The sequence below is a fragment of the Jeongeupia naejangsanensis genome (assembly GCF_016865585.1).
GTDB lineage: Bacteria > Pseudomonadota > Gammaproteobacteria > Burkholderiales > Chitinibacteraceae > Jeongeupia > Jeongeupia naejangsanensis.
The window spans coordinates 238,122-260,708 of sequence record NZ_JAESND010000003.1 but is presented as its reverse complement, the minus strand read 5'-3'; the positions used below and the strand labels follow the sequence as shown (position 1 = coordinate 260,708).

Sequence of the window (22,587 nt, the reverse complement as noted above, 5' to 3'; positions counted from 1 at the left end):
CGACCACAAATGACCAAGCAATTCCGTCGTTTCCTGGCCGCCGTGGCACTCCTCGTCCCGGTTGCCGGCTTCGCCAGCGAGGGCGGCGTCCATCTGGACAAGGCCCCCGTCAACCTGCGTGACGTCGAGGGCCTCCAGCGCGGCGCCCAGACCTTCGCCAACTACTGCCTGTCGTGTCACGGCGCCATCAACATGCGCTACAACCGGCTGCAGGACATCGGCCTGACCGAAGACCAGATCAAGGCCAACCTGATGTTCGCGACCGACAAGGTCGGCGATCCGATGAAGGTCGCGATGCAGGCGCACGATGCCAAGGAATGGTTTGGCGCCACCCCGCCGGACCTGTCGCTGATCGCCCGTTCGCGCGGCGCAGACTGGCTCTACACCTATCTGCGCGGTTTCTACCGTGACGACTCGCGTCCGACCGGCTGGAACAACCTCGCCTTCGACAAGGTCGGCATGCCGCACGTGCTGTGGGAGCTGCAGGGCATCCAGGAGCCGGTCTACAAGACGGTCAAGGGCCACGACGGCAAGGACGAAAAGGTGCTCGAAGGCCTGAAGCTGGTGAAGCCGGGCCTGTTGACCCAGGTTGGCGAGAACAACCAGTATGATCAGCACGAGTTCGACAAGCGCGTCGGCGATCTGGTCAGCTACCTCGTCTACATGGGCGAGCCGGCACAGGTGAAGCGCCAGCAGATCGGCTACGGCGTCCTGCTGTTCCTGCTGTTCATCCTGATTCCGATCACCTACCTGCTGAAGAAGGAATACTGGCGCGACGTGCACTGAGCACCGGAAACCAGCAAAAAGGCGCCTCCGGGCGCCTTTTTCTTTTTTCGTAAAAATTATTAAATATCAATGGATTAGGTCATTTTTTCTGGCTTATCGATGGCGAAATCGCTAGAATCGGCGCCATTGCATCCACCCTGGGAATTCCATCGCCATGATGAAGCTTTACTCCGGTACCTCGTGCCCGTTCAGCCACCGTTGCCGCATCGTCCTGTTCGAAAAGGGCATGGATTTCGAAATTCTCGATGTCGACACGCACAGCATGCCGGAAGACCTCGCGGTGATGAATCCGTACAACGAAGTCCCGGTACTGGTCGAACGTGACCTGACCCTGTACGAATCGAACATCATCAACGAATACATCGACGAACGTTTCCCGCACCCGCAGCTGATGCCGGCCGACCCGGTCATGCGTGCCCGTGCACGGCTGATGCTGTTCAACTTCGAGCGCGAACTCTTCGTGCACATGAAAACGCTCGAAGACGGCGCCGCCACCAAGAAAACCCTCGATGCCGCCCGTGTCGCCGTGCGCGACAGCCTGACCCAGATCGCACCGCTGTTCACCAAGCAGAAGCACATGCTGGGCGAGGAATTCTCGATGCTCGACGTCGCGATCGCACCGCTGCTGTGGCGTCTCGAACACTACGGCATCGAAATGACCAAGCCGCTGGTACCGATCCTCAAGTACGCCGAGCGCCTGTTCAGCCGCCAGGCCTTCATCGATTCGCTGACCCCGAACGAAAAGGCGATGCGCAAGTAAGTCGTGCGGCCGGGCTGGTCCCGGCCGTCTTGTTCACCCGAGGACGCTGGCCATGCAATCCGTTTCGACCAAGCCTTATCTGATCCGTGCGATCCACGAGTGGTGCTCCGACCACGACTTCACGCCCTACCTCGTCGTTGCCGTACGCGGCAAGATGCAGGTGCCGATGGAATACGTGAAGAACGGCGAGATCGTGCTGAACATCAGCTACAACGCGACGCGCAACCTGAATCTGGGCAACGACTACGTCAGTTTCTCGGCACGCTTCAACGGCGTCTCGCGTGACATCACCATCCCGGTCGGCGCGGTCGTGTCGATCTTCTCGCGCGAGAACGGCGAAGGCATGGGTTTCGAGTACGAAGGCCCGGCCGACGGCGAGCAGGAAGACGCCCCCGAAAGCGCGCCGGCAAGCAAGGACGACGGTGGCGACGAGCCGCCCCCCTCCCGTCCCAGCGGCGGCCGCCCGTCGCTGCGGGTGGTCAAGTAAAAACAAAGCCCGCATTCGCGGGCTTTGTTTTTGGCAACGTTCAGGCTCAGATTCGCTGCATGACCGCGGCAAAGAAACCGTCGGTACCGTGCTGCATCGGCGACAGCTGCATGCATTCGTTGTCGAGCGCCAGCTCGATCTTTTCCTTCGTCAGCAGCTCGCGCACGTCGAGCAGCTGGAACTCCGGATGCGCGGCGAGGAAGGCATCGACAATCTTGCGGTTTTCGCTCGGCAGGAAACTGCAGGTCGCGTAAACCAGACGGCCACCGGCCTTCACCAGCCGCGAGGCCGACGCCAGAATGCTCGCCTGCTTCGCATTGAGTTCGACGACGCTCTGCGCGCTCTGACGGTACTTCAGGTCCGGATTGCGGCGCAGCGTACCCAGGCCCGAGCACGGCGCGTCGACCAGCACCGCATCCATCTTGCCGGCCAGACGCTTGATCTTGGTGTCGTTCTCGCTCGCGATCAGCTGTGGCCGGACGTTCGAGAGGCCCGAACGCGCAAGACGCGGCTTGAGGTTCGACAGGCGCTTTTCGGAAATATCGAACGCGTACAACGAACCCGACGACTGCATCATCGCGCCGATCGCCAGCGTCTTCCCGCCTGCGCCGGCACAGAAATCGGCAATCATCTGGCCGCGCTTGGCACCGGTCAGCAACGCCAGCAACTGGCTGCCCTCGTCCTGGACTTCGAACGCGCCTTCCTTGAACAAGTTCAGGCGCGACAGCCCCGGCTTGCCGGTGACGCGCAGGCCCCACGGCGAAAACGGCGTCGGCACCGACTCGATGCCCTGCGCGGCCAGCTCGGTCTGCACCGGTTCGCGCTTCATCTTCAGCGTATTGGCGCGCAGATCCAGCGGCGCCGACTGCAGCATGGCCCTGCCGGTTTCGAGGATGGCGGCCTCGTCAAAACCGTCGGCGAGCATCGCGTCGACCGTCCACTGCGGCAGCGCGGCACGCACCGCCAGCGGTGCTTCATCCCAGCGCACTGCCTTGTATTCCTTGGCCTGCTCCATCCGGCGGGTATCGAAAATCGCCGTCAGCTCCTTGAGGTTGCGCTTTTCGACCGCCGCCCAGTAGGCGACCATCCAGTCGATGACGCCGGCCTTTTCGCCGCACGCCCACTTCAGCCGAGGCAGGTGGCGCAAGAGGCCGAAAACGGTTTCGGCGATTTCGGCGCGATCGCGTGCGCCCAGCTTGGGGTGATCACGGAAGTAGCGCGACAGGCATACGTCGGCCGGCGCGGTGAACGGCAGCACGGTGTGCAGCACGTCGAGAATGGCATCGAATTGGGTCTTGTTCATATCAGCGTTGTAGCGGCGAAAGCGGGTTCACACCAGCGTTAATCGGTGCGGGCCGCAGCCCGCCAGTCTGGCAGCTGCGGCTAGCGCAGCTGCGGGTTGTTGCGGTCGACCGTTCCGTTGGTCGACGAAAGCGGCTTGAGCACCTGCTCGCCGTTGATCGTGATCGCGTTGGCGAGGATGTCGAAACTGCTGCTGTCCTTGCCCAGCGTCAGCTGGATGCGGACCGGCATGTTGTTCCACTGCGGCGCCAGCCAGAAATCGAAAATCCGGTCCTCGAACTCGCCGTGCAACAGGATCACGTCGACATGCTGGTCACCCAGCCTCAGCGTGGTCTCGCCGCGAATCTCGAATGCGACTTCCGGATAGAGCTTGCGGCCGCTGACCATCGCGAAGGTGAAGTTCTTCATCTTCGCGCCCTGCAGCGCGAACTGGAACGCGGCCGAAAACAGATCCTGGTCGCCCGGAGAGATGTCGGCCGTTTTCAGGTTGCCCTTGTCGTTCAGCGTGACCGTTTTTGCATCCCAGTCGAACGTCGCCTCGTTCAGCAGCTTGTCGTCCTTGTAGTCCGAGAAGCGCTGCGGAACGACGCCGTCCTTGCCGACGGTGCCGACGCTTTCGATCAGCCGGGTCCGGCCGAACAGCGAGCCGGCGAGCTTGAGCCGGTAATCACCCTGATCGACGCGCCAGGTCATTCTGACCGGGAACACGCCGTAAACGTAGGTAATTTCAACCTTCTTCGGAAATGCCTTGGCCTGCTTGCCCAGACCCGCCGGTGCGCTGGCATGGACCGTGCGCGTGGCCTCCGTCGATACGGCGGCAGCGGGCTTGCTGGCAGCGGCAAGCGCCGGCGCACTGGCCGGCATGCTCGCGGCAGCGGTCGCCACCGCACTGCCGACCGCCGCGCCGGCCACGGCCGGCGTTGCGACCGGCGCACTGGCGACCACCTTGACCGGACGCGGCTTGGGCCGGCTGGCCGGCTTCGGCGTAGCGGCAGGCGGCGGTGCGACCGGCTTGGGCGGCATCAGCTCGGCCAGCGGCCGCAGATAGACCACCTGCTTGTCCGCCGGTTTGACGCCGGCAAGCCCGGCCGGCCTGGTCGTTTCGTCGTCGAGTTCCTGTGCCGCCAGTTTTTGCGTCGCCTTGCGCAGCGGCGTCGCATCGGCGCTCGGCCGCGCCCACCACGCCAGTGCCAGCTCGCCGAACAGGCCCGACAGGTGCAGCAACAGCGACAGGGCCAGCGCGAACCCAAGCAACCGGCGGCCGAAACGCGGCGTCATTGATGCATCAGCTCCGGCGCAACACGCGCTGGCCGGAGATCGTCAGCCGGTCGGCGACGAAATCGGCCACGGCTTGCGGATACAGCCGATGCTCCTCGACCAGAATGCGCGCGGCCAGCGCCGCCGCGTCGTCGTCGTCGCGGACCGGCACGACCGCCTGCGCGACGATCGGGCCATGATCCAGTTCGGCGGTGACGAAGTGCACGGTGCAACCGGCGAATTTCACGCCTTCGGCAATCGCCCGCTCGTGCGTATGCAGGCCGGTGAACGCCGGCAGCAGCGACGGATGGATGTTCAGCAGGCGGTTCTCATAATGACCGACAAAACCTGGCGTCAGGATGCGCATGAAGCCGGCCAGCACGACCAGATCCGGCGCGTAGGCATCGATCAACCCGGCCAGCGCCGCGTCGAACGCTTCGCGACCGTCGAAATCCTTGTGGTTCAGCGACGCGGTGGCAATACCGCGCTCGCGTGCCCACGCCAGCCCCTCGGCATCGGCCTTGTTCGAGATCACCGCGGCAATGCGTGCGCCGGCGATCTGTGCGTCGACGATGGCCTGCATGTTCGAACCGCGGCCGGAAATCAGGATGACAATATTCTTCATGTCTCTAGCGAGTGCGCCCACTTCCAATCAGTACGTCCACTTCTAATAACAAAGGGCGAGGTGTCGCCACCTCGCCCCGTTGACCGGTCAAACCGATCAAGCAACCTGGGTCTGGTGCTCGTCGCCGTTGCGTGCACGAACCGCGCCCAGCGTGTAGACGGTTTCGCCTTCGGCTTCGAGCAGCTTCTTCGCCGCTTCGGCATCCTGCGCCGAGACGATCACGACCATGCCGACACCGCAGTTGAACGTCTTGTACATTTCCTGCGCTTCGACGTTGCCTTCCTTCTGCAGCCACTGGAACAGCTTCGGCAGCGTCCAGCTCTTGGCATCGATCTGTGCGACGACATTGGCCGGCAGCACGCGCGGCACGTTCTCGGTAATGCCGCCACCGGTGATGTGCGCCATACCCTTGACCGTGACCGACTCGAGGAGTTTCAGGATCGGCTTCACATAAATGCGCGTCGGCGCGATCACCACGTCGGCGAGGCTCTTGCCGCCGTCGAACTCGGCCGCGTAATCGGCTTCGGTCAGGTGCAGGATCTTGCGCACCAGCGAATAGCCGTTCGAATGCGCGCCGTTCGAGGCAAGGCCCAGCACGACGTCGCCGGCAACAATGCTGTCACCGGTGATGATTTTCGATTTTTCGACCACGCCGACCGCGAAACCGGCCAGATCGTATTCGCCGACCGGGTACATGCCCGGCATTTCGGCGGTTTCGCCGCCGATCAGCGCCGCGCCCGACAGCTCACAGCCATGGGCGATGCCGCGGATCACTTCGGTCGCGGTATCGACGTCGAGCTTGCCGCAGGCAAAGTAGTCGAGGAAGAACAGCGGCTCGGCGCCCTGGACCAGAATGTCGTTGACGCTCATCGCGACCAGATCCTGGCCGACGGTGTCATGGCGGTTCAGTTCGAACGCGAGCTTGAGCTTGGTGCCGACGCCGTCGGTACCCGAGACCAGCACTGGCTCCTTGAATTTCTTGGAGATTTCGATCAGCCCGCCGAAGCCGCCGATGCCGGACAGGACTTCGGGACGCATGGTGCGCTTGGCAAAGGGCTTGATGTTTTCAACCAGCTGATCGCCAGCGTCGATGTCGACACCCGCGTCGCGGTAGCTCAGGCTTTTGGAACTCATGACGGCCTCGTGAAGGAATTCGGGTTCTGCAGCGCGCCAACTCAGGTAAAATGGCGGCAAGCTGCTGAAAACGCGGTAGTTTACCGCATCCTGCAATGAAACGCCTGCTGTCCGCCCACCGGCGCGGTGCGCGTCCGGTTCCACCGGACGGGCCTGCCGCCCTCGCCCTGACCACCCCGCGTGCTGCCGTTCCGGCCGTACGCCTTCGTGCGTCCGGTGCCACTTGCCAATGAAACAGCTCGTCCTCGACCTGATGCTCCCGCAGCCCGCGGGCTTCGCCGGCTTTGTCCCCGGCGAGAATGCCGAATTGTTGTTCATGCTCGGCGAATGGCTGACGGGCAGCGACGACGTCCGCTTCCTTTATCTGTGGGGCGGCGCGGGCGTCGGTAAAACCCACCTGCTCGATGCCGCAGCCGAGCGGCTGCCCGGCGCGCTCCGCATCGACGCGCGCCGCGAACGACTCCCGGACGAGATCCCCGCCGATGCGGCGCTGATCGTCGACAACGTCGAAGTGCTCGACGAGGCACAACAGATCCGCCTCTTCGACCACTACAACACCCTGCGCGAAGGCAGCGGCCGCCTGCTGGCCGCCGGCCCGCTGCCGCCGATGCTGCTCTCGCTGCGCGACGATCTGACCACCCGGCTCGGCTGGGGCCTCGTCTATCAGCTCAAGGGCCTGTCCGACCGCAACAAGGCAGCCGTGCTGCAGCAGCTGGCCCACCAGCTCGGCTTCGACCTCAGCGACGAGGCCTGCGACTATCTGCTGCACCACGCCAGCCGCGATCTTGCCGACCTGCAGGCGCTGATCGCACGCGCCAACCGCTATGCGCTGTCGCTGCGCCGACCGGTGACGCTGCCACTGCTGCGCGAAGTGCTCGGCGGCGCCGATGCTGCGCCGACCTGACCGGCCACCGTCCAAAACAAAACCCGCCAGTTGGCGGGTTTCGTTTTGGTCAGACTGCACTCAGGGCAGCAAGCGGACATTCAATACCCGGGAAGCGGCACCGACACCGGCCGGCGATGCCGCCGTCGACCAGCAATCGGTCGAGGCGTTGTAGGTCGCATTGGTAGCGAGGATATTGCCGGTGGTCGGCACGCCGTCATCGAACTGCTGATCCATCGCGCACGAATAGCGCGGGTCGATCGCCGCCGCGGTTTGCAGGTAATCGACGTTGGCGATCAGCGCCACGTTCCACTGCACGCCGAACGGGGTATTGCGCTCGGCTGCACTGAGGATGTTGGTGCCCGTGATCAGCATGGTCCAGAACGAGCCGGACTCGTTCGCCCCGCTGATCAATCCGTTGCGGGCTCCGCCGGTACCGGGCGGTGTCGGTGAGCAGGCGGCCAGCGTCGTCGCATTCGGCGTCAGGCAACCGTCACCGGGATAGGCGCCATAGCGCTCGAAGTAGATGTTGATCGCCGCCTGGATCTTGTTCGCACCGGCCTGCGCACTCTTGACCCGCGCACCGTCGATCAGGTCACGCCCCTTGAACGCCAGACCCAGAATCAGGCCGACGATAACCAGGACAATGGCCAGTTCGACCAGGGTGAAACCACCTTGTCTTGTTGTCTGCTGCATTGCTTCTCTCCTTTTTGACTTGTGTTGTTAACGGGTTGAGGCGAGGTATCTGCGCCGGGTCACCTCCGGATCCGTGTTGGCGCGATCGCGGCCTGCATGCAACGCGTCATGGCAAACGTCCCGCCACCAGCATCCGGCTCAGCAAGGTGGTCGGCGCCAGCCAGTCGGTCAGGTCGTCGTACGTCACTGCGCCGTTGGCGGCATCGGTACGGTCATGGCTGACGAATTCCACATCGTTGTCGGCATTCGCGGCTTCGTCGCCGGCACCGCCGGGCTGCAACGGCCCCGGGCCGTGGCTGCCGTGCGAGACCACAACGGCAACGACACCCTGCGCCAGAATCTCGGCCGAGCCCGCTGCCGGCCGAACGGTGATGTCACCGCGCGAGCACATCGCGAACGTCACGCTCGCCGGCGGTTTGGCGCCAAAGCAATAGCCCACGGTGGCCGGATCGGTATCGGCGTAGTAGCCGGTCACCCGATAGCTGAACGGCCGGCCGAATGCATCGTTCTGGCCCAGGCCCAGCGTCGCCCACGGCAGCAGGCCCTGCAGGCGATTGCACCCCCCGGCAGCGGCGCGATCCTCGACCCCGCTGCCGGCACCGACCGCGGCGGGATTCGCCGGACAAGGCAGGTGACCGGTGCTGACCGCAAACCCCAGCAAGGCCTCGTGAATCTCGGATAGCTGGGCGCGCGTATCCCGCACATGCTGCGCCTCGCCCATCAGCCGGGTCGCCTGCACGGCACTGGCGAGCACCAGCCCGATCACGGCCAGCACCACGGCCAGCTCAATCAGCGTGAATCCAGTCCGTCGCACCATTACTCTTCACCAGTAGATACATTTCGTCGTTGCCAACGGACTTCGCATACTCGTCGGGGCGCAAAGGCGGTTGATCCCACCCCTGCACGTTCAGCGACGCGTCCGGCGGCGGCAGCGGATCGAGATAGTTCGCCAGGCGGCTCTTCTCAAGCGGGCTGACGCGACGTTGTGGCGGTTGCGTGTCATCGCGCGGCGGGCCGGCGCCGAACATCACACCCTGCACCGTGGCTCCCGGCGGCAGCGGCACCCCGTGCACCGTCAACGAAGCCGCACACCCGGCCGGCGCGTCATGGCTTGCACCGGTGCCCACGGCATAGAAGAACTGCTGTTCCCAGCGGTTGCGGTACAGCCAGTGGTACACCGACAGTCGCGCGCTCCAGTCGGCCGCGCTGGTCCCGATCGGCCGGTAGGCCGCCTTGGATTGCAGTTCGTCCGTCAGTGCAACCGACTTGGGCAACCGGCCCCGGCAACGGGCCGCATCCGGCGCGCAACCGTTCGACGTCGCGTTGCCGGTACTTTCGGTGCATTCGGCACTCGCCGGATCGGCCGGATTGGGCCAGCGGCCGCCCCCCTTTTGCTCGGCCCAGAGCGCCAGCAGCTGCTGGTACTCCCGCGCCGCGCGGCGCGCCGCCGGCACCAACAGGTCGCTGCGACGAATGGCCAGCACCCGGTCGTTCAGTACGGCAACACCGTTCGCCCCCGGCACCGGGCCATCCAGAAAACGCGCAAGCTGCAGGTCACGATTGGAAAACCTGCCCTGAGCGGTGGTAGCCGTTTCCAGATAATTGGCCGGATTGCGCTGCTGTGCAGCCGTGTCACGTGGCTGCCCCGCCAGCGCTGCCCCCGGTGCAATCACGACCGCAACCACCGGATCATCCGGCGACGTCGCCGTTACGCGGCCGGCATCAAGCCAGAGCGAAAACCACGGTTTGCCGCCCTCGGGGACAAAGTCGTTGTTCAACGGCGAGTCGTCCCGATCGTCAAGACCACGGACCAGCGCGTACCACAGCGGCTCGCCGCTTCCGTCGCGCAGCACCGGTTGCACCATCGTCCGTGATGGCAGGCGACCGAGTCGGTTGGTATCCGGGCTGCCGTTGCACGACACGTTCCCGGCCAGACCGGAACGTCCGGCATCGGCACTGCCCGGTGCATTCAGGTCGGGACACGGCAGCGAGCCGGGGCGATTGTCGTTGTTCCCGCCGCCAACGCCGATCGGCTGGCGGCCCAGCGCCGTCGCCAGCAACTGTCGCCTGGCCTCCGCCAGCGCGCGCGTGGTCGCGGCATCGCGACGGCTTGCGCCGGCGCTGTACACGCGCGCTCCGAACGCCACGACCATCACGATCAAGGCGATCAGCAAGAGTCCGAGTGCGATGCCGCGCTGGGCCCGAGGCATCTCAGGACGGATCCGGTTCATAGGCCTCGCGCACCCGGCCATCGACTCGGCGCTGGCCGGGCTTGAGTCCGTCCGGCGCCTCGCGTCGCTGCTGGCCGTCGACCCAGCGCGTCACGCCGTGACGGCCGCGTACTTCGCCGTCGAAACGCTGACCGGTGCCCGCCGGCCCCTGTCCCCGCTGCAACGCGCCGCTGCGTTCGGCCGGCGACGTGAACAGCGTGCCCCAGCCGTCATCGGCCTGGACCGTCGACGCGGCCAGCAGCAGCACGGCAAACAAGGTTTTCATTCCGGGACCTCGGCCGAGGCGTGGTCGATACTCAGCCATTCGTAGCTGCAATCGATCGTCACACCCGGCATGTCCGGCGAAGCGGACCGCTCGAGCTGGCAACGGCGTTCCGCCACCCAGCCGGGCAAGCGATGCAGGCCGGCATTGAAGTCGGACCAGCCGGTTTCGTCCGCGGCCACGAAGCGGACATCGAGACGGCTGGCAAACAGCTGCAGACCGTCCTGCGCTTCAACGCCGGGCAGCGCCCGACGCGCGGCAATCTGGTAGCGCAAGCCCGGGGTGCGACGGGCCTGATCCTCCAGGAATTCGGCCCACTCGAGCCGATGCTCGGCGCCGATGACGCCACGGCCGCGCAAGCGCGTGTAATCGCGCTGATGCTGATCCAGCTGGTCGAGCTGGGTGCGGGTTTCGTCGACGCGCAGCTGCATCGCCGACACCCGTTCGCGCGCCAGATCAAGCCGGGCCTGCGCCCCGGTGCGCTGCAGCGTGGCCGCATACGCCAGCCCGCAGCCACAGACGGCGGCAAGCAGCAGTCCCAGCAAGGGCCCGCGCAGCAAGGGCCAGTCCTGCCTCAACGGTAGGTTCATGAAGCCGCTCCGGCAGGCAGCTCCAGCGTCAGCGCAAAACCAAGCGCACCGGTTGCGTCGTCCGTCGCCTCCAGCGGATTCTGAATCGTCGCCTGCGAGCGGACATCCAGCGGCAGCCGGGTCACCTCGACGCGCAGCCCGTGCTCGGCACGCAAGCGCGTCACGAGGGCCTCGACGCGCGCCAGCGCCTGACGGGCATCAACGGGCGGCAACACGTGGCCGGACAGGGCCATGCGCTGGGTCCAGGTCCCGATCGGCACCGGTGCCTCCCCCTCCTCGGGTGATGCCGTCGCCACCGGCAGCGCAACGTCCCATGACAGCAGATCGACGCGCAGGTCGGGGAAGGCTTGCAGCGTCCGGCTGATCTCGCGTGCGTGCGCCTCGGCACTCGGCCACGACGCCATGCCGTTGCGATACAAGCGGTTGACGGCACGCAAAGCCAGCGGATCGCCCACGCCATGACGGACCAGCTCGGCCGAAACCCGCTGCGACTCATGTTGCAGCGTTCGCAATCTTGCCTGTTGCACAGCCGCCCGCGCCTCCAGCTCGCGCGTCTCCAGCCAGACCGTCAGGGCCGAAACGGCAGCAACACTCAAGACGGCGGCACCGCTCCAGCCAAGGTACTGGCGCGCCCGGCGGAGCGTCTCGAAACGGCGCAGCGCCGGGTCGGCGTACCTTGCGGACCGGCCGTGCCGGACTATCGCTGCAGCCCACAGCGCAAGCATGTCGTCACCCGCCGGCAGGCCCAGCGTCCGGCTCAGGTCCGTCTGCGCCAGCGTATTTACCTGCACGGCTTCGCCAGCAGCGGCAAGGCGCTGCTGCAGTCGAACTGCCACGCCGGCCTCGCCGTCGAGCAACAGCAGCGTTACCCGGGCATCGCGCGGCAGGATGCGTTCGTTCGCAAGATAGTGCTGCGTCAGGCGGACTTCGTCGGCGAGCACATCCGCGCAGGCAACATCGGCGCGTGCCTGGCTGCTGCGGGCGAAACGCAGGCCATCGGGCATCAGCCAGACTTGCTGCGTGCCGCCGCCCGGAACCGGTGCCAGCAGCACGGTCGGCCCCGTCTGCGAAACAGCTCGTGGCAACAACGCGGCGGCGAGCACCGGCAGCGTATAAAGGCCGGCAATCGGGCAGCCTGCGTTCAGCAGCGATTGAACCAGGGCGTCGATCGGTTCGCGCTGCGTCAGCGCCGAGAGCACCAGCATCCCGTCGTCCAGCGCCAGGGCACGCCGGTAGGGCGAGCCGCGCCAGGCTTGCTCCAGCCGCCGCGTGATCAGGCTTTGCCGGTCGCGCCCGCGCACCGGCGGCAAGGTGTCGAACCTGAACTCCTCGTCGCTGCCGAGCACGAGGAGATGGAAACGCCGGTAAGGGTTGTGCTGGCAGTACAGCGCCAGATCGGCCAGCCCTTGCGGCCCCGTGTCGAACTGCACCTCGGCACGCCATGAAGCACCCAGCGGACCGACGATGATCCGTTGTTGTGCCAGCACGACCAGGCCATCACGGCCACTGGCGGGAAGGTGCCACCAACGCATCAGCGCAGCCTCCCCACGGTATCGAACACCGGCCCGAGCACCGCCGACATCACCCACAGCAGCAACAGGCCGAGCACCACGGTCATCGTCGGCTCGATCAGCCCCTGGATGCGCGCGATCGATTCGCGGGCGTCGCGGTGGAAGAAGTAGGCAACGTTGCGCATGCCGGTATCGATGCCGCCGGTCTGCTCGCCGATCTTGACCATGCGCTGGACCAGCGGCGGAAACAGCTGTTCGCGCTCGAAACTCGCGGCAATGCCGCCGCCTTCGCGGATCATGCCGCGGATCCTCGCCAGCGCGGCCGCGATCGCACGGTTGCCGACGATGCCTTCGCAGATCGCCAGCGCATCGAGAATCGGAATCCCCGCCGCATAGAGCAGGCCGAACTGGTCGGCAAAGCGCGCCAGCGAAAGCTTCTTCAGCGTCGGGCCGATGAAGGGTGCCCGCAGCTTGAATGTATCGAGCCACAACGCCAGCGCCGCATTGCGCTTCGCCCACGCCGGCACGATCAGGACCAGCGCGATCGGCGCGAGCAGCAGAAGCCAGCCGAAATCGACGACGACCTGCGAAGCGGCAATCAGCAGCCGGGTATTGAGCGACAGGGTCTGGTTCATCGACCGCATGAATTCAACCATCTGCGGGACCAGATAACTGAGCAGGAAGGCCGTCACCGACAGCACGACCACGCCGACGAACACCGGATAGGCAAGGATCTTCCTGACCTGCGCCACAAGCTCGTCCTGCCATTTCAGCGACTCGGCCAACTGGCCGAGCACGACGGCCAAGGTGCCGCTGGCCTCGCCGGCGCGCACCAGATTGACGAACAGCGAATTAAAAACGCGCGGGTGCATGGCCAAAGCCTGCGAAAACAGCTTGCCGCCCTCGATGTCCTCGATAAGTTGCGCGACCACCACACGGAAGCGGGGGTGCTCGCTGCTGTCGCGCAGGTCGGTCAGGCCTTCGATCAGCGGAATGCCGGCCCGGCTCAACTGTTCGAGGTGAAAACAGAAAGTGACCAGTTCGCGCCGGCCAATGCGACGTGGGGCCAGCAGGTGCGCCTCGCGTGCCGGCCAGGCGCGGATCAGCGACAGCGCCAGCCGCTTGAGGCGCAACTCGAGATCGGCGGCATTGGCGGCCTCCATCACTCCCTGACGAATGCGGCCACCGGCATCGACCGCGCGGTATCGAAACTGCATCCCGCGACCTAGGCCTGCGCACGCGCGGTCATGTCGACAACGCGCGAGATTTCGTCGAGTGTCGTCGTGCCGTCGCGCACCCGCCGGCAGGCATCGTCGACCAGCGGCACAAAACCGGCGGCCTCGGCGGCGGCGCGGATGTCGCGCAAGGTCGCCCGCCGGGCGACCAGTTCGTCGAGCACGTCACCGAACTTGAGCACTTCCATCACCGGCACGCGCCCCCGGTAACCCTGATGGTCGCAGCGCGGGCAACCGATGGCGCGGTACAGCGTAGCCGGCTCCTCGTCGCCGATGCCGAGCAAGCGGCGCTCGACTTCGTCGGCGACATACGGCTCGCGGCAATGCCGGCACAGCTTGCGGACCAGCCGCTGCGCGACGATGCCGATCAGGTTGCCGGCAATGATGTCGGGGAGTACGCCGATGTCGAGCAGCCGCGGCACCGCGCCGATTGCCGAGTTGGTGTGCAACGTCGAATAGACCTGGTGGCCGGTCATGGCGGCGCGGAATGCCATCTCGGCCGTATCGCGATCGCGGATTTCGCCGACGAGGATCACGTCCGGGTCCTGACGCATCATCGAACGGATGCCGCCGGCGAAATCCATTTTCACCGTCTCGTTGACCGAGGTCTGCCGGATCAGCGGCATCGGGTACTCGACCGGATCTTCGAGCGTCATGATGTTGATCGCCTCGGAGCTGATATGGCTCAGCACCGAGTAAAGCGTGGTGGTTTTGCCGCTGCCGGTCGGACCGGTGACGAGGATCAGGCCTTCGGGCCGGGCGATCATCAGCCGCAACAACTGCAGATTGGTCTCGGTCAGCCCCAGCGCATCCAGTGCGACGAGGCCCTTGTGCCGGTCGAGAATCCGCAGCACGACGTTCTCGCCCCAGGTCGTCGGCTGGCTGGCGACGCGGAAATCCAGCGGCCGGCCGGCGATGGTCAGCGAGATCCGCCCGTCCTGCGGCGCGCGCGTTTCAGCCAGATTCATCCTTGCCATCACCTTGAGGCGGACGACCATCGCCGGCCAGTAGGTCCGGTGCAACGCGTGGATCTGCCGCAGTACGCCGTCGACCCGGTAGCGGATCCGGACAAAGCGCTGTTCGGGTTCGAAGTGGATATCCGACGCACCGCGTGACACCGCGTCGGCGAGCAGCGCATCGATCAGCCGCACCACCGGCTGGTTGTATTCGGCGTCCTGCAGTTGCAGGCTGGCCTCGTCGACCTCGCCGGTCTCGATTTCGTGCAGGATGCCGTCGATCGACAGCTCGAAGCCGTAATACTGGTCGATTGCATGGCTCAGTTGCGACTCGGCCGCCAGCAGCGGCACGATCGCATAGCGGTCCTGCGTATGCTGGCGCAACTGGTCGAGCACCACCAGATTGGTCGGCTGGGCCATCGCGACCGTCAGCGTCGCAGCATCGGCATCAACAGCGATCGGCAACAGCAACAGCCGCTTGGCCAGCTCCTTGCCGACCAGCCGCACCGCCTGCGGATCGGCCAGCGTCTGCGCCAGATCGACGGCCCCCTGACCGAGCGTTTCCGACAGCACGTCGCGCAGGATGGCTTCGGAGAGGAAGCCCAGTTGCACCAGCGTCTGGCCCAGCGGCCTGCCGGCACGCTGCTGTTCGATCAGCGCGATGCGCAACTGATCGCTGCTGATCAGGCCCTTGATGACAAGCTGTTCGCCCAGCGGCAGCCGTTTTGCGACCGTCAGCGGCGCGTTCATGGTTGCACCGTCAGGGCAGCCAGCCGCGAGCGCGCCGCTTGCGCGTCAAACCGGGCCGGCTGATCGCCCGCCAGTTTCAGCGCACGGCGGTAGTAGTCGGCAGCCGGCGCGGGCTGCTGCAGATGATCCAGACTGACGGCTAGGTTGTACGCGTAGTCGGCCGACACGGGCACCTGCGTGTACGCCTGAAAGTAGGCGGCCTGTGCCTCGGGCCAGCGTCCCTCGGCCGCCAGCCGGTTGCCGAGCACAAAGGCCGCATCGGCATCGCCGACATCGGCCTGCTGCTTGAGCAAGGCACGCTGGCGCTCGCCGCCGTCGCGCTGCAGCGCGGCGAGGCCCGCCTGCACACTGCTGTCCTCGGGATACAGCCGCACCAGTTGCTGGTAGACATCGATCGCCGCTACGGTCTTGCCCTGCTGCGCCAGCGCGGCCGCCAAGCCGAGCAAGGCATCGCGCGAGCGGGCGTCCTGTCGCACGGCCAGTCGGTACTGTGCCTCTGCCTCGCGCCACTGGCCGGCCTGAAAAGCGTCATAACCCGATTCGATCGCCGCCGGAATCCTTTCACCGGCTTCACCGCGATGGACCTCGACCCGCGTCGATGCTTCGTCCGGTCCGCTCGGCGCAAGGCGTTCACGGACATCCGGCCGGGACTGCGGCACCGGCGTCGCAGACTCCGGCGGGGCTGGCTGCGGCGCAACCCGCTCTGGCGGTATGGCCGGTTCGGGCACAACGGCCGGGACGACCGTTTTCTCAGCGGCCACCGTCGTCGGTGCCGCTGCAGGCGTCGATGGCTCCAAACGCCATGGCTCGAGCCACCACGCGGCAACCGCAACGGCCAGCAAGCCGATGCCCAGTCCAGCCGTCCACCACCGGCGCGGCGGGCGCCCCTTGGCAACAAACAGCTGCCGAGCGAGTAACGGTGACGGCGACAACGGTGCAGGTTCGGCGGCGTTTTCACGCATGCGTTCTTCGTTTGGTGTCTCGTCGTGCGCTTGCACCGACTCAAGTACCGGCTCGGCCCGGACAGGCGTGGATGTGTCCGCCAGTGCCTCGTCGCCCGGCGCGTCCTGCCCGTCGGTCACCAGAGCCAGCGACGATGCGGCCGGGAGCGCGACGTCGGCAGGCTGCCGTTTCTGCGCATCGGCACGCTTGAGCGCCTGCAGCAGCAGACTCATCGCTCGTCCCTGACCGGCATCGGTGTCAGGCCGCCCTGATACGCCGACAACGTCTGGTCTTGCGGCGACTCGAAAAAATCGTTCGCGGGAAGGTAACCCTTGAGCCCGGCCAGATCGCCATCGACACTGGCATTCCGGACCGTCACCGGCCGCAGGAACACGACGAGTTCGATCTTTCTGACCTTGTCGTCGCGATAGCTGAAAAGATCGCCCACGACCGGCACCCGTCCGACGCCGGGAATGCCCGAGCGATGCGCGTCGAGCGCATCCTGGATCAGGCCCCCCAGCACCGCGATCTGCCCGCTCGGCACCTTCAGCGTCGAATCGAATTCGCGCACCTGCAACACCGGCACCAGACTCTGCAGGCTGACCTTGGACTGCGCCGCCAGCAGCGCCACGGCCGGATCGGCAACATAACCACTGATATTGGTGATGGTCGGCCGCACATTCAGCGAAATCGTGTTGTCCTCGGCAACCTGCGGCGTCACCTGCATCACGAGGCCGACCGGCACGGTGTTGAGCGTGCTGGTCAGATTGGTCACGGTCTGGCTGTCGTTCTGGTTGGTCTGCTGCGAGATGGTGAAGTAGACCTGCTCCTCGACCACCTTCATCAGCGCAGTCTGGTTGTTGAGCGCGATGATCTTCGGGCTCGACAGCACCCGCGTGCGGCCGAACTGCTCGAGCAGTTTCACCGTCATGTCGAAACCGTGGTTCGGGTTGCTGTACGACACGGCGGTGAACGGGGCCTGCGCCAGTGCGGTGCCGATGTTCTGGACGGCGAAATTGACGCCATTGGTCGCGACGCGGCTCCAGTCGACGCCGGCCTGATATTCGTTCGACAGCGCCACCTCGACGATGGTCGCCTCGATCAGCACCTGGCGCGATGCACTGGCCTGTACGGCCGCCAGCATCTCGGCCACACGCTGCTGGTCCTTGTGCGAGGCCCGGACCGTGACCATGCCGGTTTCCGGATGAACGATGACCTGATTGCCGATTGTCGCAGGCGGGTTCGTTGTCACGGGCGGCTGCGTCCTGGCCTGCAGGTTCGCCGTTTCGGCCTGCGCCTTGCCGGCCTGGGCAAGGCTTTTCTCGATCTGTGCCAGCTGCTGCGCCAGTTGCGGCGTTGTCGGCGCGCTCAAGGCCAGCTGGGTCACCGCCTGCTGGGCGGGGCTTGGCACATTCGCAGCCGCGTCGGTGATGCCAAGCAGCACTTTCAGATTGCCTTCCAGCCTGCGCCAGAACTGGTGCTCCGACGCCATCTCCAGCTGGGTGCTCGAGGTATTGCCCCCGTCACCGGCCGATGACTGGGTCGTCGTCGTACCGTTGCTGGTCGTGCTGTTGCCACTGACACTCGAAACCGAGTTGAGGATGTTGACCGACGACTTCACCGTGCGCGACACGTTCATGTAGTCGATCGCATACGTTTTCAGGTACGGCGTATCCGGCGTCACCGACAGCACGCCGCCATCCAGCGTCCAGCGGATGTCGGCCTGGCGGGCGACTCGCGCCATGATCTGCGGCAGCGTCTGGTTGATCGCATTCAGCGTGATCACGCCGCTGACATCGGGGCTCACGTCGACATTGATTTTGGCGTCCCGGCCCAATGCGAACAGCAGCTCGGCCAGCGGCAGCTTGTGCACGACGACGCTGTAGACTTCGGTTTTCTGCGCCGGCCGCGGCCTGGGTAGCGGAGGCAGGCCGCTGATGGTCGGCGGGATGGCTGCCGAAGGCGGGGTCGCCGGCACCGACAGGTGACGCTCGGGCGCCATCGTCAGCCCCGTATTGCCGGCACAGCCGGACAAGGTTGCGAGCAGCCCCCACCACAGCCCCCTCCTTGCTTCAAGCATGGCGAAACCGGAAGGCAGCAAGGGCGCCCAGCATCCGGCAAGGCAAGCCCGAACGGCGATAGCCGCAATCGGCAACCGCAGCGCGCGCGTGGCGGCGGGTCACCGCATGCGCTCCTTCCGCGTAGGCCGCCAGCAGCGCCTTGTCGGCCAGAATGTTGGCGCGGCGCACCAGCCCTTCGGCCGAGCCGGCAATCTGTCGCAGTGCTGCCGCCGAAAACGGCTGTGGCCCGCAGTAGCCGGCGGCGCGAAGGCGGAATTCGAGATAGGCCGACAACTCGTCGCGGCGCAGCGGCTGCAGGGAAAAAGCGTGAGTGATGCGTTCTGAAAACTGTCTTAATTCGTAATTTTTTAGTCGCTGATCGAGTTCGGGCTGACCGAACAGCACGATCTGCAACAATTTGTCGTGACCATGGTCGAGATTGGACAGTAGCCGGATCGTTTCCAGACTCTGCAACTGCATCGCGTGTGCTTCATCAACCACCACCACGACCCGACGGCCGCGACCAAAGCGTTCGATCAGCGCCAGCTGCAAAGCCTGCACTCGGGCCCCCGCGTACCCCGTCACGGCCGGCAGGCCCAGCTCTGCTGCAATCGCATCGAGAATCTCGTCGCGCTCGAGCAGCGGGTGCGGCATGAACACCAGATCGGCATCACCGGCCAGTTGTTCGAGCAGCATTCTGCACAGCATCGTCTTGCCGCTGCCGACTTCGCCAACTACCTTGACCAAACCCTCCCCGTGCAGCACGGCGTAGCGCAATGCGGCCAGCACCTCGCTACGGCGCCCGCCACCGAAGAAAAATGCCGGATGCGGCGTAATGCGGAAAGGCGGGTCGGTGAGGCCAAAATGCTGCAGATACATGCTATTGGTAATATTCACGAAATTTTTTGTCAGCCGGATACTAGCATGCACCCTAGATTTGCCAAGATTACTTACGTTGTATGTGTTGCATCAGCAACCATCAGCATGGCCCGGACGGCGGTGCTCGGCGTACAATGACGGTACGTTTGTACACTCCAGTCTAGTCAGCCACCTTGTCCCATTTGTCCCCCATGGTCGTCTTCGACGACGTCTCGTTTGGCTACGGTGAGCAGCCCGTGCTGCGCGACCTGTCGCTGCGCATCGACCGTGGCCAGGTGGTTGCGATCATGGGTGGCTCCGGCTCGGGCAAAACCACGCTGCTCAAGCTGATCGGCGGCCAACTCCGCGCCCGGACCGGCCGCGTACTCGTCGATGGCGACGACGTCGGGACGATGAACGAAACAACGCTGTACGGCATGCGCCGCAAGCTCGGCATGCTGTTCCAGTTCGGCGCGCTGTTCACCGACCTGTCGGTCTACGACAATGTGGCCTTCCCGTTGCGCGAGCGCGGCAAACTGCCCGAATCGGTGGTCCGCGATCTGGTCCTGATGAAGCTGCACGCGGTCGGCCTGCGCGGCGCCGCGCAACTGATGCCCGCCGAGCTGTCCGGCGGCATGGCGCGGCGGGTTGCACTGGCGCGGGCCATCGCGCTCGACCCGGCAATCATGCTCTACGACGAGCCCTTCACCGGGCTTGATCCGATTTCGCTCGGCGTGACGGGCCAGTTGATCCGCGAACTGAATGACGCGCTCGGTGGCGCTTCGATCGTCGTCACGCACGACGTCGCCGAATCGCTGGCCATCGTCGACTATGTCTATTTTCTTGCCGACGGCGCCGTCGTCGCCCAGGGCACTCCCGACGAAGTGCGTGCGTCGACGCACCCCTTCGTCAAACAGTTCATCAATGCCGAGCCCGACGGCCCGGTGCCGTTCCATCGCGATGCCGAACCATATGCAACGGCGCTGAATCTGGAGCGGCCATGACGAATCCGCTTTCCCGTGCCCTGCAAAGCCTTGGCGCCCCGGTTACCAATGCCCTGATCAAACTGGGCTTTGCCTGCCGCTTTCTGGTCTCTGTCCTCAAGGTCTCGCCGTTTGCCTTGTGCCGTTTTTCGCTGACGATGCGCGAGATCTGGTTCGCCGGCGTGTTGTCGGTGCTGATCATCGTCGTGTCGGGCCTGTTCGTCGGCATGGTCCTGGCGCTGCAAGGATACGAAACGCTGGTCCGCTTCGGCGCGTCTAGTTCGCTCGGCGTGCTGGTTGCACTGTCGCTGGTCCGCGAGCTCGGCCCGGTCATTGGTGCCTTGCTGTTCGCCAGCCGGGCCGGCAGCGCGATCACCGCCGAAATCGGCCTGATGAAAGCAACCGAACAGCTGTCGGCGATGGAGATGATGGCGGTCAACCCGGTCGCGCGCGTGGTTGCGCCGAAGTTCTGGGGCGGCGTGATTTCGATGCCTTTGCTGGCCGCGCTGTTCAGCGCCATGGGGATTTTCGGCGGCTATCTGGTCGGCGTGCAGCTGCTCGGGCTCGACGCCGGCAGTTTCTGGAGCCAGATGCAGAGCGCGGTCGACTTCCGGCTCGACGTGGTCAACGGTGTCATCAAGAGCGTGTGCTTCGGTTTCGCAGTCAGCCTGATCGCGGTTTTCGAAGGCTACGACGCACCGCCAACGGCCGAAGGCGTGTCGGGCGCGACCACGCGCACCGTGGTGACCAGCGCGCTGGTGATCCTCGGCCTGGACGTGCTGCTGACCGCTTTCATGTTCCGCGGCATTTGACACCGCCGCCCCGGCAAGCAGAATTGACAAATAGATACTTGAGATTGCAGCAATGAAACGGACAATGATCGACTTCTGGGTCGGCCTCTTTATTGCCCTCGGCATCGTCGCCCTGTTGTTTCTGGCGCTGAAGGTCAGCAGCCAGAGCAGCCTGCCTGCGTCGAGCACCTACACGGTGACCGCCAATTTTGAAAACATCGGCGGCCTCAAGGTGCGTGCGCCGGTGAAGAGCGCCGGTGTTGTCGTCGGCCGGGTGGCCGCGATCACGCTCGATCCGCAGCGTTACGTCGCCAGCGTGACGATGAAGCTCGACGATCGCTACCACTTCAGCCGTGATACCAGCGCCGAGATCCTGACCGCCGGATTGCTTGGCGAGCAGTATGTCGGGCTGGAGCCGGGTGCCGACGAAAAAATGCTGATGAATGGCGACCGGATCACGATCACGTCGTCGGCCATCGTGCTGGAACAATTGATCAGCCGCTTCCTGTTTTCCAAGGCAGACGAAGGCGGTAATGCGCATACGGAGAAATGAACAATGAAAAAATGGATTGCCTCGCTCGTCATCGCCCTGCTGCCGGCCTTCGCGCTGGCCGCCGCCGACCCGGAGCAGATCGTACGCGGCGTCAGCAATGACGTCCTTGTCATCCTGAAGCAGGGCGACAAGGATCCGGCCAAGGTGCGCGAACAGGTCGACGCACGCGTCTCGCCGCTGGCCGACTACACCCGGATGACCTCGCTGGCGGTCGGCAAGTACTGGCGTCAGGCCACGCCGGAGCAGCAACAGGCACTGACCCGGGAGTTCCGGACCATGCTGGTCCGCACCTACATGTCGGCACTGACGATTTACAAGAACGCCGAAGTCGACGTGAAGGGCACGCGCCCGGGCGCGGATGCCGACGAGCAGACCGTGCGCACCGAAGTCTCGATTCCGGGCCAGAAACCGATTCCGCTCGACTTCTACTTCGAAAAGCTCGGCAGCAACTGGAAGGTCTTCGACATTGCCGTCGACGGCATCAGCTTCACCGTCAACAACCGCAACCAGTTCGGCGCGGTGATCCGCAAGGACGGCATCGACGGCCTGATCAAGACGCTGTCCGATCGCAATGCCAAGCTCGCCGGTGGTGGCAAGCAAGGTGGCTGAAGCCGGTCGTTTCGCGCCAGGCGGCGCATTGACGATGGCCAGTGCGGCCGGCCGGCTGACGCTGGATGACTGGCCTGCGGCCGGCGGCACACTGACCGTCGACCTGGCCGGCATCGAGACAGCCGACTCCGCTGGCGTCTCGGTGTTGCTGCACTGGCTGCGCGAAGCGCAGCGACGTCAGGTCACGCTACACTTCATCCATCTGCCGCCGACGCTGCAGCAGCTGGCCAGGCTGTACGGCGTGGCCGACTGGCTGAATACGCCGTAAAACCGGCCGGCCACAACGACGGCAGGCCTTTTCGACTGACCGCCTGCGACCGCCGACG

At 65.2% G+C, this 22,587-nt stretch carries 24 protein-coding genes; 9 read left to right on the top strand and 15 right to left on the bottom strand.

Annotation, left to right across the window (positions count from 1 at the left end; genetic code table 11):
- Positions 1-9: 9 nt before the first annotated feature.
- The 3 genes from JMJ54_RS09010 (at position 10) to JMJ54_RS09000 (ending at position 2,033) form a co-directional block, all read left to right on the top strand.
- Positions 10-786: a cytochrome c1 gene (locus JMJ54_RS09010; protein WP_203537955.1), complete on the top strand. Its 777-nt coding sequence runs from the start codon at positions 10-12 to the stop codon at positions 784-786.
- Between the two features lie 154 nt (positions 787-940).
- Entirely contained in the window at positions 941-1,546 is a 606-nt protein-coding gene (locus JMJ54_RS09005) for a glutathione S-transferase N-terminal domain-containing protein (RefSeq protein ID WP_203537953.1), read from the top strand.
- Positions 1,547-1,598: 52 nt separating this feature from the next.
- Entirely contained in the window at positions 1,599-2,033 is a 435-nt protein-coding gene (locus JMJ54_RS09000) for a ClpXP protease specificity-enhancing factor (protein ID WP_203537951.1), read from the top strand.
- 46 nt (positions 2,034-2,079) lie between these two features.
- On the opposite strand, the gene JMJ54_RS08995 is transcribed toward JMJ54_RS09000, so the two are convergent.
- The 4 genes from JMJ54_RS08995 to purM all read right to left on the bottom strand — a co-directional run bounded on the left by JMJ54_RS08995 (position 2,080) and on the right by purM (position 6,351).
- Positions 2,080-3,336 carry an RsmB/NOP family class I SAM-dependent RNA methyltransferase gene (locus JMJ54_RS08995; RefSeq protein ID WP_203537949.1) on the bottom strand — a complete coding sequence of 419 codons (1,257 nt, stop codon included), beginning with the start codon at positions 3,334-3,336 and terminating at the stop codon, positions 2,080-2,082.
- A gap of 80 nt (positions 3,337-3,416) precedes the next feature.
- Positions 3,417-4,613 carry a DUF3108 domain-containing protein gene (locus JMJ54_RS08990; RefSeq protein WP_203537947.1) on the bottom strand — a complete coding sequence of 399 codons (1,197 nt, stop codon included), beginning with the start codon at positions 4,611-4,613 and terminating at the stop codon, positions 3,417-3,419.
- Between the two features lie 7 nt (positions 4,614-4,620).
- On the bottom strand, positions 4,621-5,217 hold the full coding sequence (gene purN / locus JMJ54_RS08985; RefSeq protein ID WP_203537945.1) for a phosphoribosylglycinamide formyltransferase: 597 nt from the start codon (positions 5,215-5,217) through the stop codon (positions 4,621-4,623).
- 96 nt (positions 5,218-5,313) lie between these two features.
- On the bottom strand, positions 5,314-6,351 hold the full coding sequence (gene purM / locus JMJ54_RS08980) for a phosphoribosylformylglycinamidine cyclo-ligase (RefSeq protein ID WP_203537943.1): 1,038 nt from the start codon (positions 6,349-6,351) through the stop codon (positions 5,314-5,316).
- A 229-nt stretch (positions 6,352-6,580) separates the two neighbouring features.
- Between purM and hda the strand changes: the two genes are divergently transcribed.
- Positions 6,581-7,255 carry a DnaA regulatory inactivator Hda gene (hda, locus tag JMJ54_RS08975; protein ID WP_203537941.1) on the top strand — a complete coding sequence of 225 codons (675 nt, stop codon included), beginning with the start codon at positions 6,581-6,583 and terminating at the stop codon, positions 7,253-7,255.
- Positions 7,256-7,315: 60 nt separating this feature from the next.
- Here hda and JMJ54_RS08970 read toward each other — a convergent pair whose 3' ends face one another.
- From JMJ54_RS08970 to JMJ54_RS08920, 11 genes are all read right to left on the bottom strand, one after another.
- Positions 7,316-7,930, bottom strand: coding sequence for a type II secretion system protein (locus JMJ54_RS08970; protein ID WP_203537939.1), 615 nt, complete (start codon positions 7,928-7,930; stop codon positions 7,316-7,318).
- Positions 7,931-8,036: 106 nt separating this feature from the next.
- Complete coding sequence (locus JMJ54_RS08965; protein WP_203537937.1) at positions 8,037-8,747, bottom strand: type II secretion system protein; 711 nt, start codon at positions 8,745-8,747, stop codon at positions 8,037-8,039.
- Positions 8,716-10,140, bottom strand: coding sequence for a hypothetical protein (locus JMJ54_RS08960; RefSeq protein ID WP_203537935.1), 1,425 nt, complete (start codon positions 10,138-10,140; stop codon positions 8,716-8,718). Before JMJ54_RS08960 ends, JMJ54_RS08965 begins: the two co-directional genes overlap by 32 nt.
- Before the next feature lies 1 nt (position 10,141).
- Positions 10,142-10,426 (bottom strand): hypothetical protein, encoded by a 285-nt coding sequence (locus JMJ54_RS08955; RefSeq protein WP_203537933.1) that lies wholly within the window; start codon positions 10,424-10,426, stop codon positions 10,142-10,144.
- Positions 10,423-11,013 carry a hypothetical protein gene (locus tag JMJ54_RS08950; RefSeq protein ID WP_203537931.1) on the bottom strand — a complete coding sequence of 197 codons (591 nt, stop codon included), beginning with the start codon at positions 11,011-11,013 and terminating at the stop codon, positions 10,423-10,425. The genes JMJ54_RS08955 and JMJ54_RS08950 overlap by 4 nt, the downstream gene beginning before the upstream one ends.
- On the bottom strand, positions 11,010-12,545 hold the full coding sequence (locus JMJ54_RS08945; protein WP_203537929.1) for a hypothetical protein: 1,536 nt from the start codon (positions 12,543-12,545) through the stop codon (positions 11,010-11,012). The genes JMJ54_RS08950 and JMJ54_RS08945 overlap by 4 nt, the downstream gene beginning before the upstream one ends.
- On the bottom strand, positions 12,545-13,741 hold the full coding sequence (locus tag JMJ54_RS08940; RefSeq protein WP_203537927.1) for a type II secretion system F family protein: 1,197 nt from the start codon (positions 13,739-13,741) through the stop codon (positions 12,545-12,547). The genes JMJ54_RS08945 and JMJ54_RS08940 overlap by 1 nt, the downstream gene beginning before the upstream one ends.
- An 8-nt stretch (positions 13,742-13,749) precedes the next feature.
- Positions 13,750-15,465: a GspE/PulE family protein gene (locus tag JMJ54_RS08935; protein WP_203537925.1), complete on the bottom strand. Its 1,716-nt coding sequence runs from the start codon at positions 15,463-15,465 to the stop codon at positions 13,750-13,752.
- Positions 15,462-16,640 (bottom strand): tetratricopeptide repeat protein, encoded by a 1,179-nt coding sequence (locus JMJ54_RS08930; RefSeq protein WP_203537924.1) that lies wholly within the window; start codon positions 16,638-16,640, stop codon positions 15,462-15,464. The genes JMJ54_RS08935 and JMJ54_RS08930 overlap by 4 nt, the downstream gene beginning before the upstream one ends.
- Complete coding sequence (locus JMJ54_RS08925; protein ID WP_203537923.1) at positions 16,637-18,487, bottom strand: type II secretion system protein GspD; 1,851 nt, start codon at positions 18,485-18,487, stop codon at positions 16,637-16,639. Before JMJ54_RS08925 ends, JMJ54_RS08930 begins: the two co-directional genes overlap by 4 nt.
- Positions 18,480-19,364 (bottom strand): ExeA family protein, encoded by an 885-nt coding sequence (locus JMJ54_RS08920; protein WP_203537922.1) that lies wholly within the window; start codon positions 19,362-19,364, stop codon positions 18,480-18,482. Before JMJ54_RS08920 ends, JMJ54_RS08925 begins: the two co-directional genes overlap by 8 nt.
- Positions 19,365-19,537: 173 nt before the next feature.
- Between JMJ54_RS08920 and JMJ54_RS08915 the strand changes: the two genes are divergently transcribed.
- Genes JMJ54_RS08915 through JMJ54_RS08895 form a run of 5 tightly spaced genes read left to right on the top strand, consistent with a single transcriptional unit; the run spans position 19,538 to position 22,529 of the window.
- Entirely contained in the window at positions 19,538-20,329 is a 792-nt protein-coding gene (locus JMJ54_RS08915; protein ID WP_203537921.1) for an ABC transporter ATP-binding protein, read from the top strand.
- Positions 20,326-21,120 carry a lipid asymmetry maintenance ABC transporter permease subunit MlaE gene (gene mlaE, locus JMJ54_RS08910; protein ID WP_203537920.1) on the top strand — a complete coding sequence of 265 codons (795 nt, stop codon included), beginning with the start codon at positions 20,326-20,328 and terminating at the stop codon, positions 21,118-21,120. The genes JMJ54_RS08915 and mlaE overlap by 4 nt, the downstream gene beginning before the upstream one ends.
- Before the next feature lie 52 nt (positions 21,121-21,172).
- Complete coding sequence (gene mlaD, locus JMJ54_RS08905; protein ID WP_203537918.1) at positions 21,173-21,652, top strand: outer membrane lipid asymmetry maintenance protein MlaD; 480 nt, start codon at positions 21,173-21,175, stop codon at positions 21,650-21,652.
- 3 nt (positions 21,653-21,655) lie between these two features.
- Positions 21,656-22,261, top strand: coding sequence for an MlaC/ttg2D family ABC transporter substrate-binding protein (locus JMJ54_RS08900; protein ID WP_203537916.1), 606 nt, complete (start codon positions 21,656-21,658; stop codon positions 22,259-22,261).
- Positions 22,254-22,529 carry an STAS domain-containing protein gene (locus tag JMJ54_RS08895; RefSeq protein WP_203537915.1) on the top strand — a complete coding sequence of 92 codons (276 nt, stop codon included), beginning with the start codon at positions 22,254-22,256 and terminating at the stop codon, positions 22,527-22,529. The genes JMJ54_RS08900 and JMJ54_RS08895 overlap by 8 nt, the downstream gene beginning before the upstream one ends.
- The last annotated feature ends 58 nt before the right edge of the window (positions 22,530-22,587 follow it).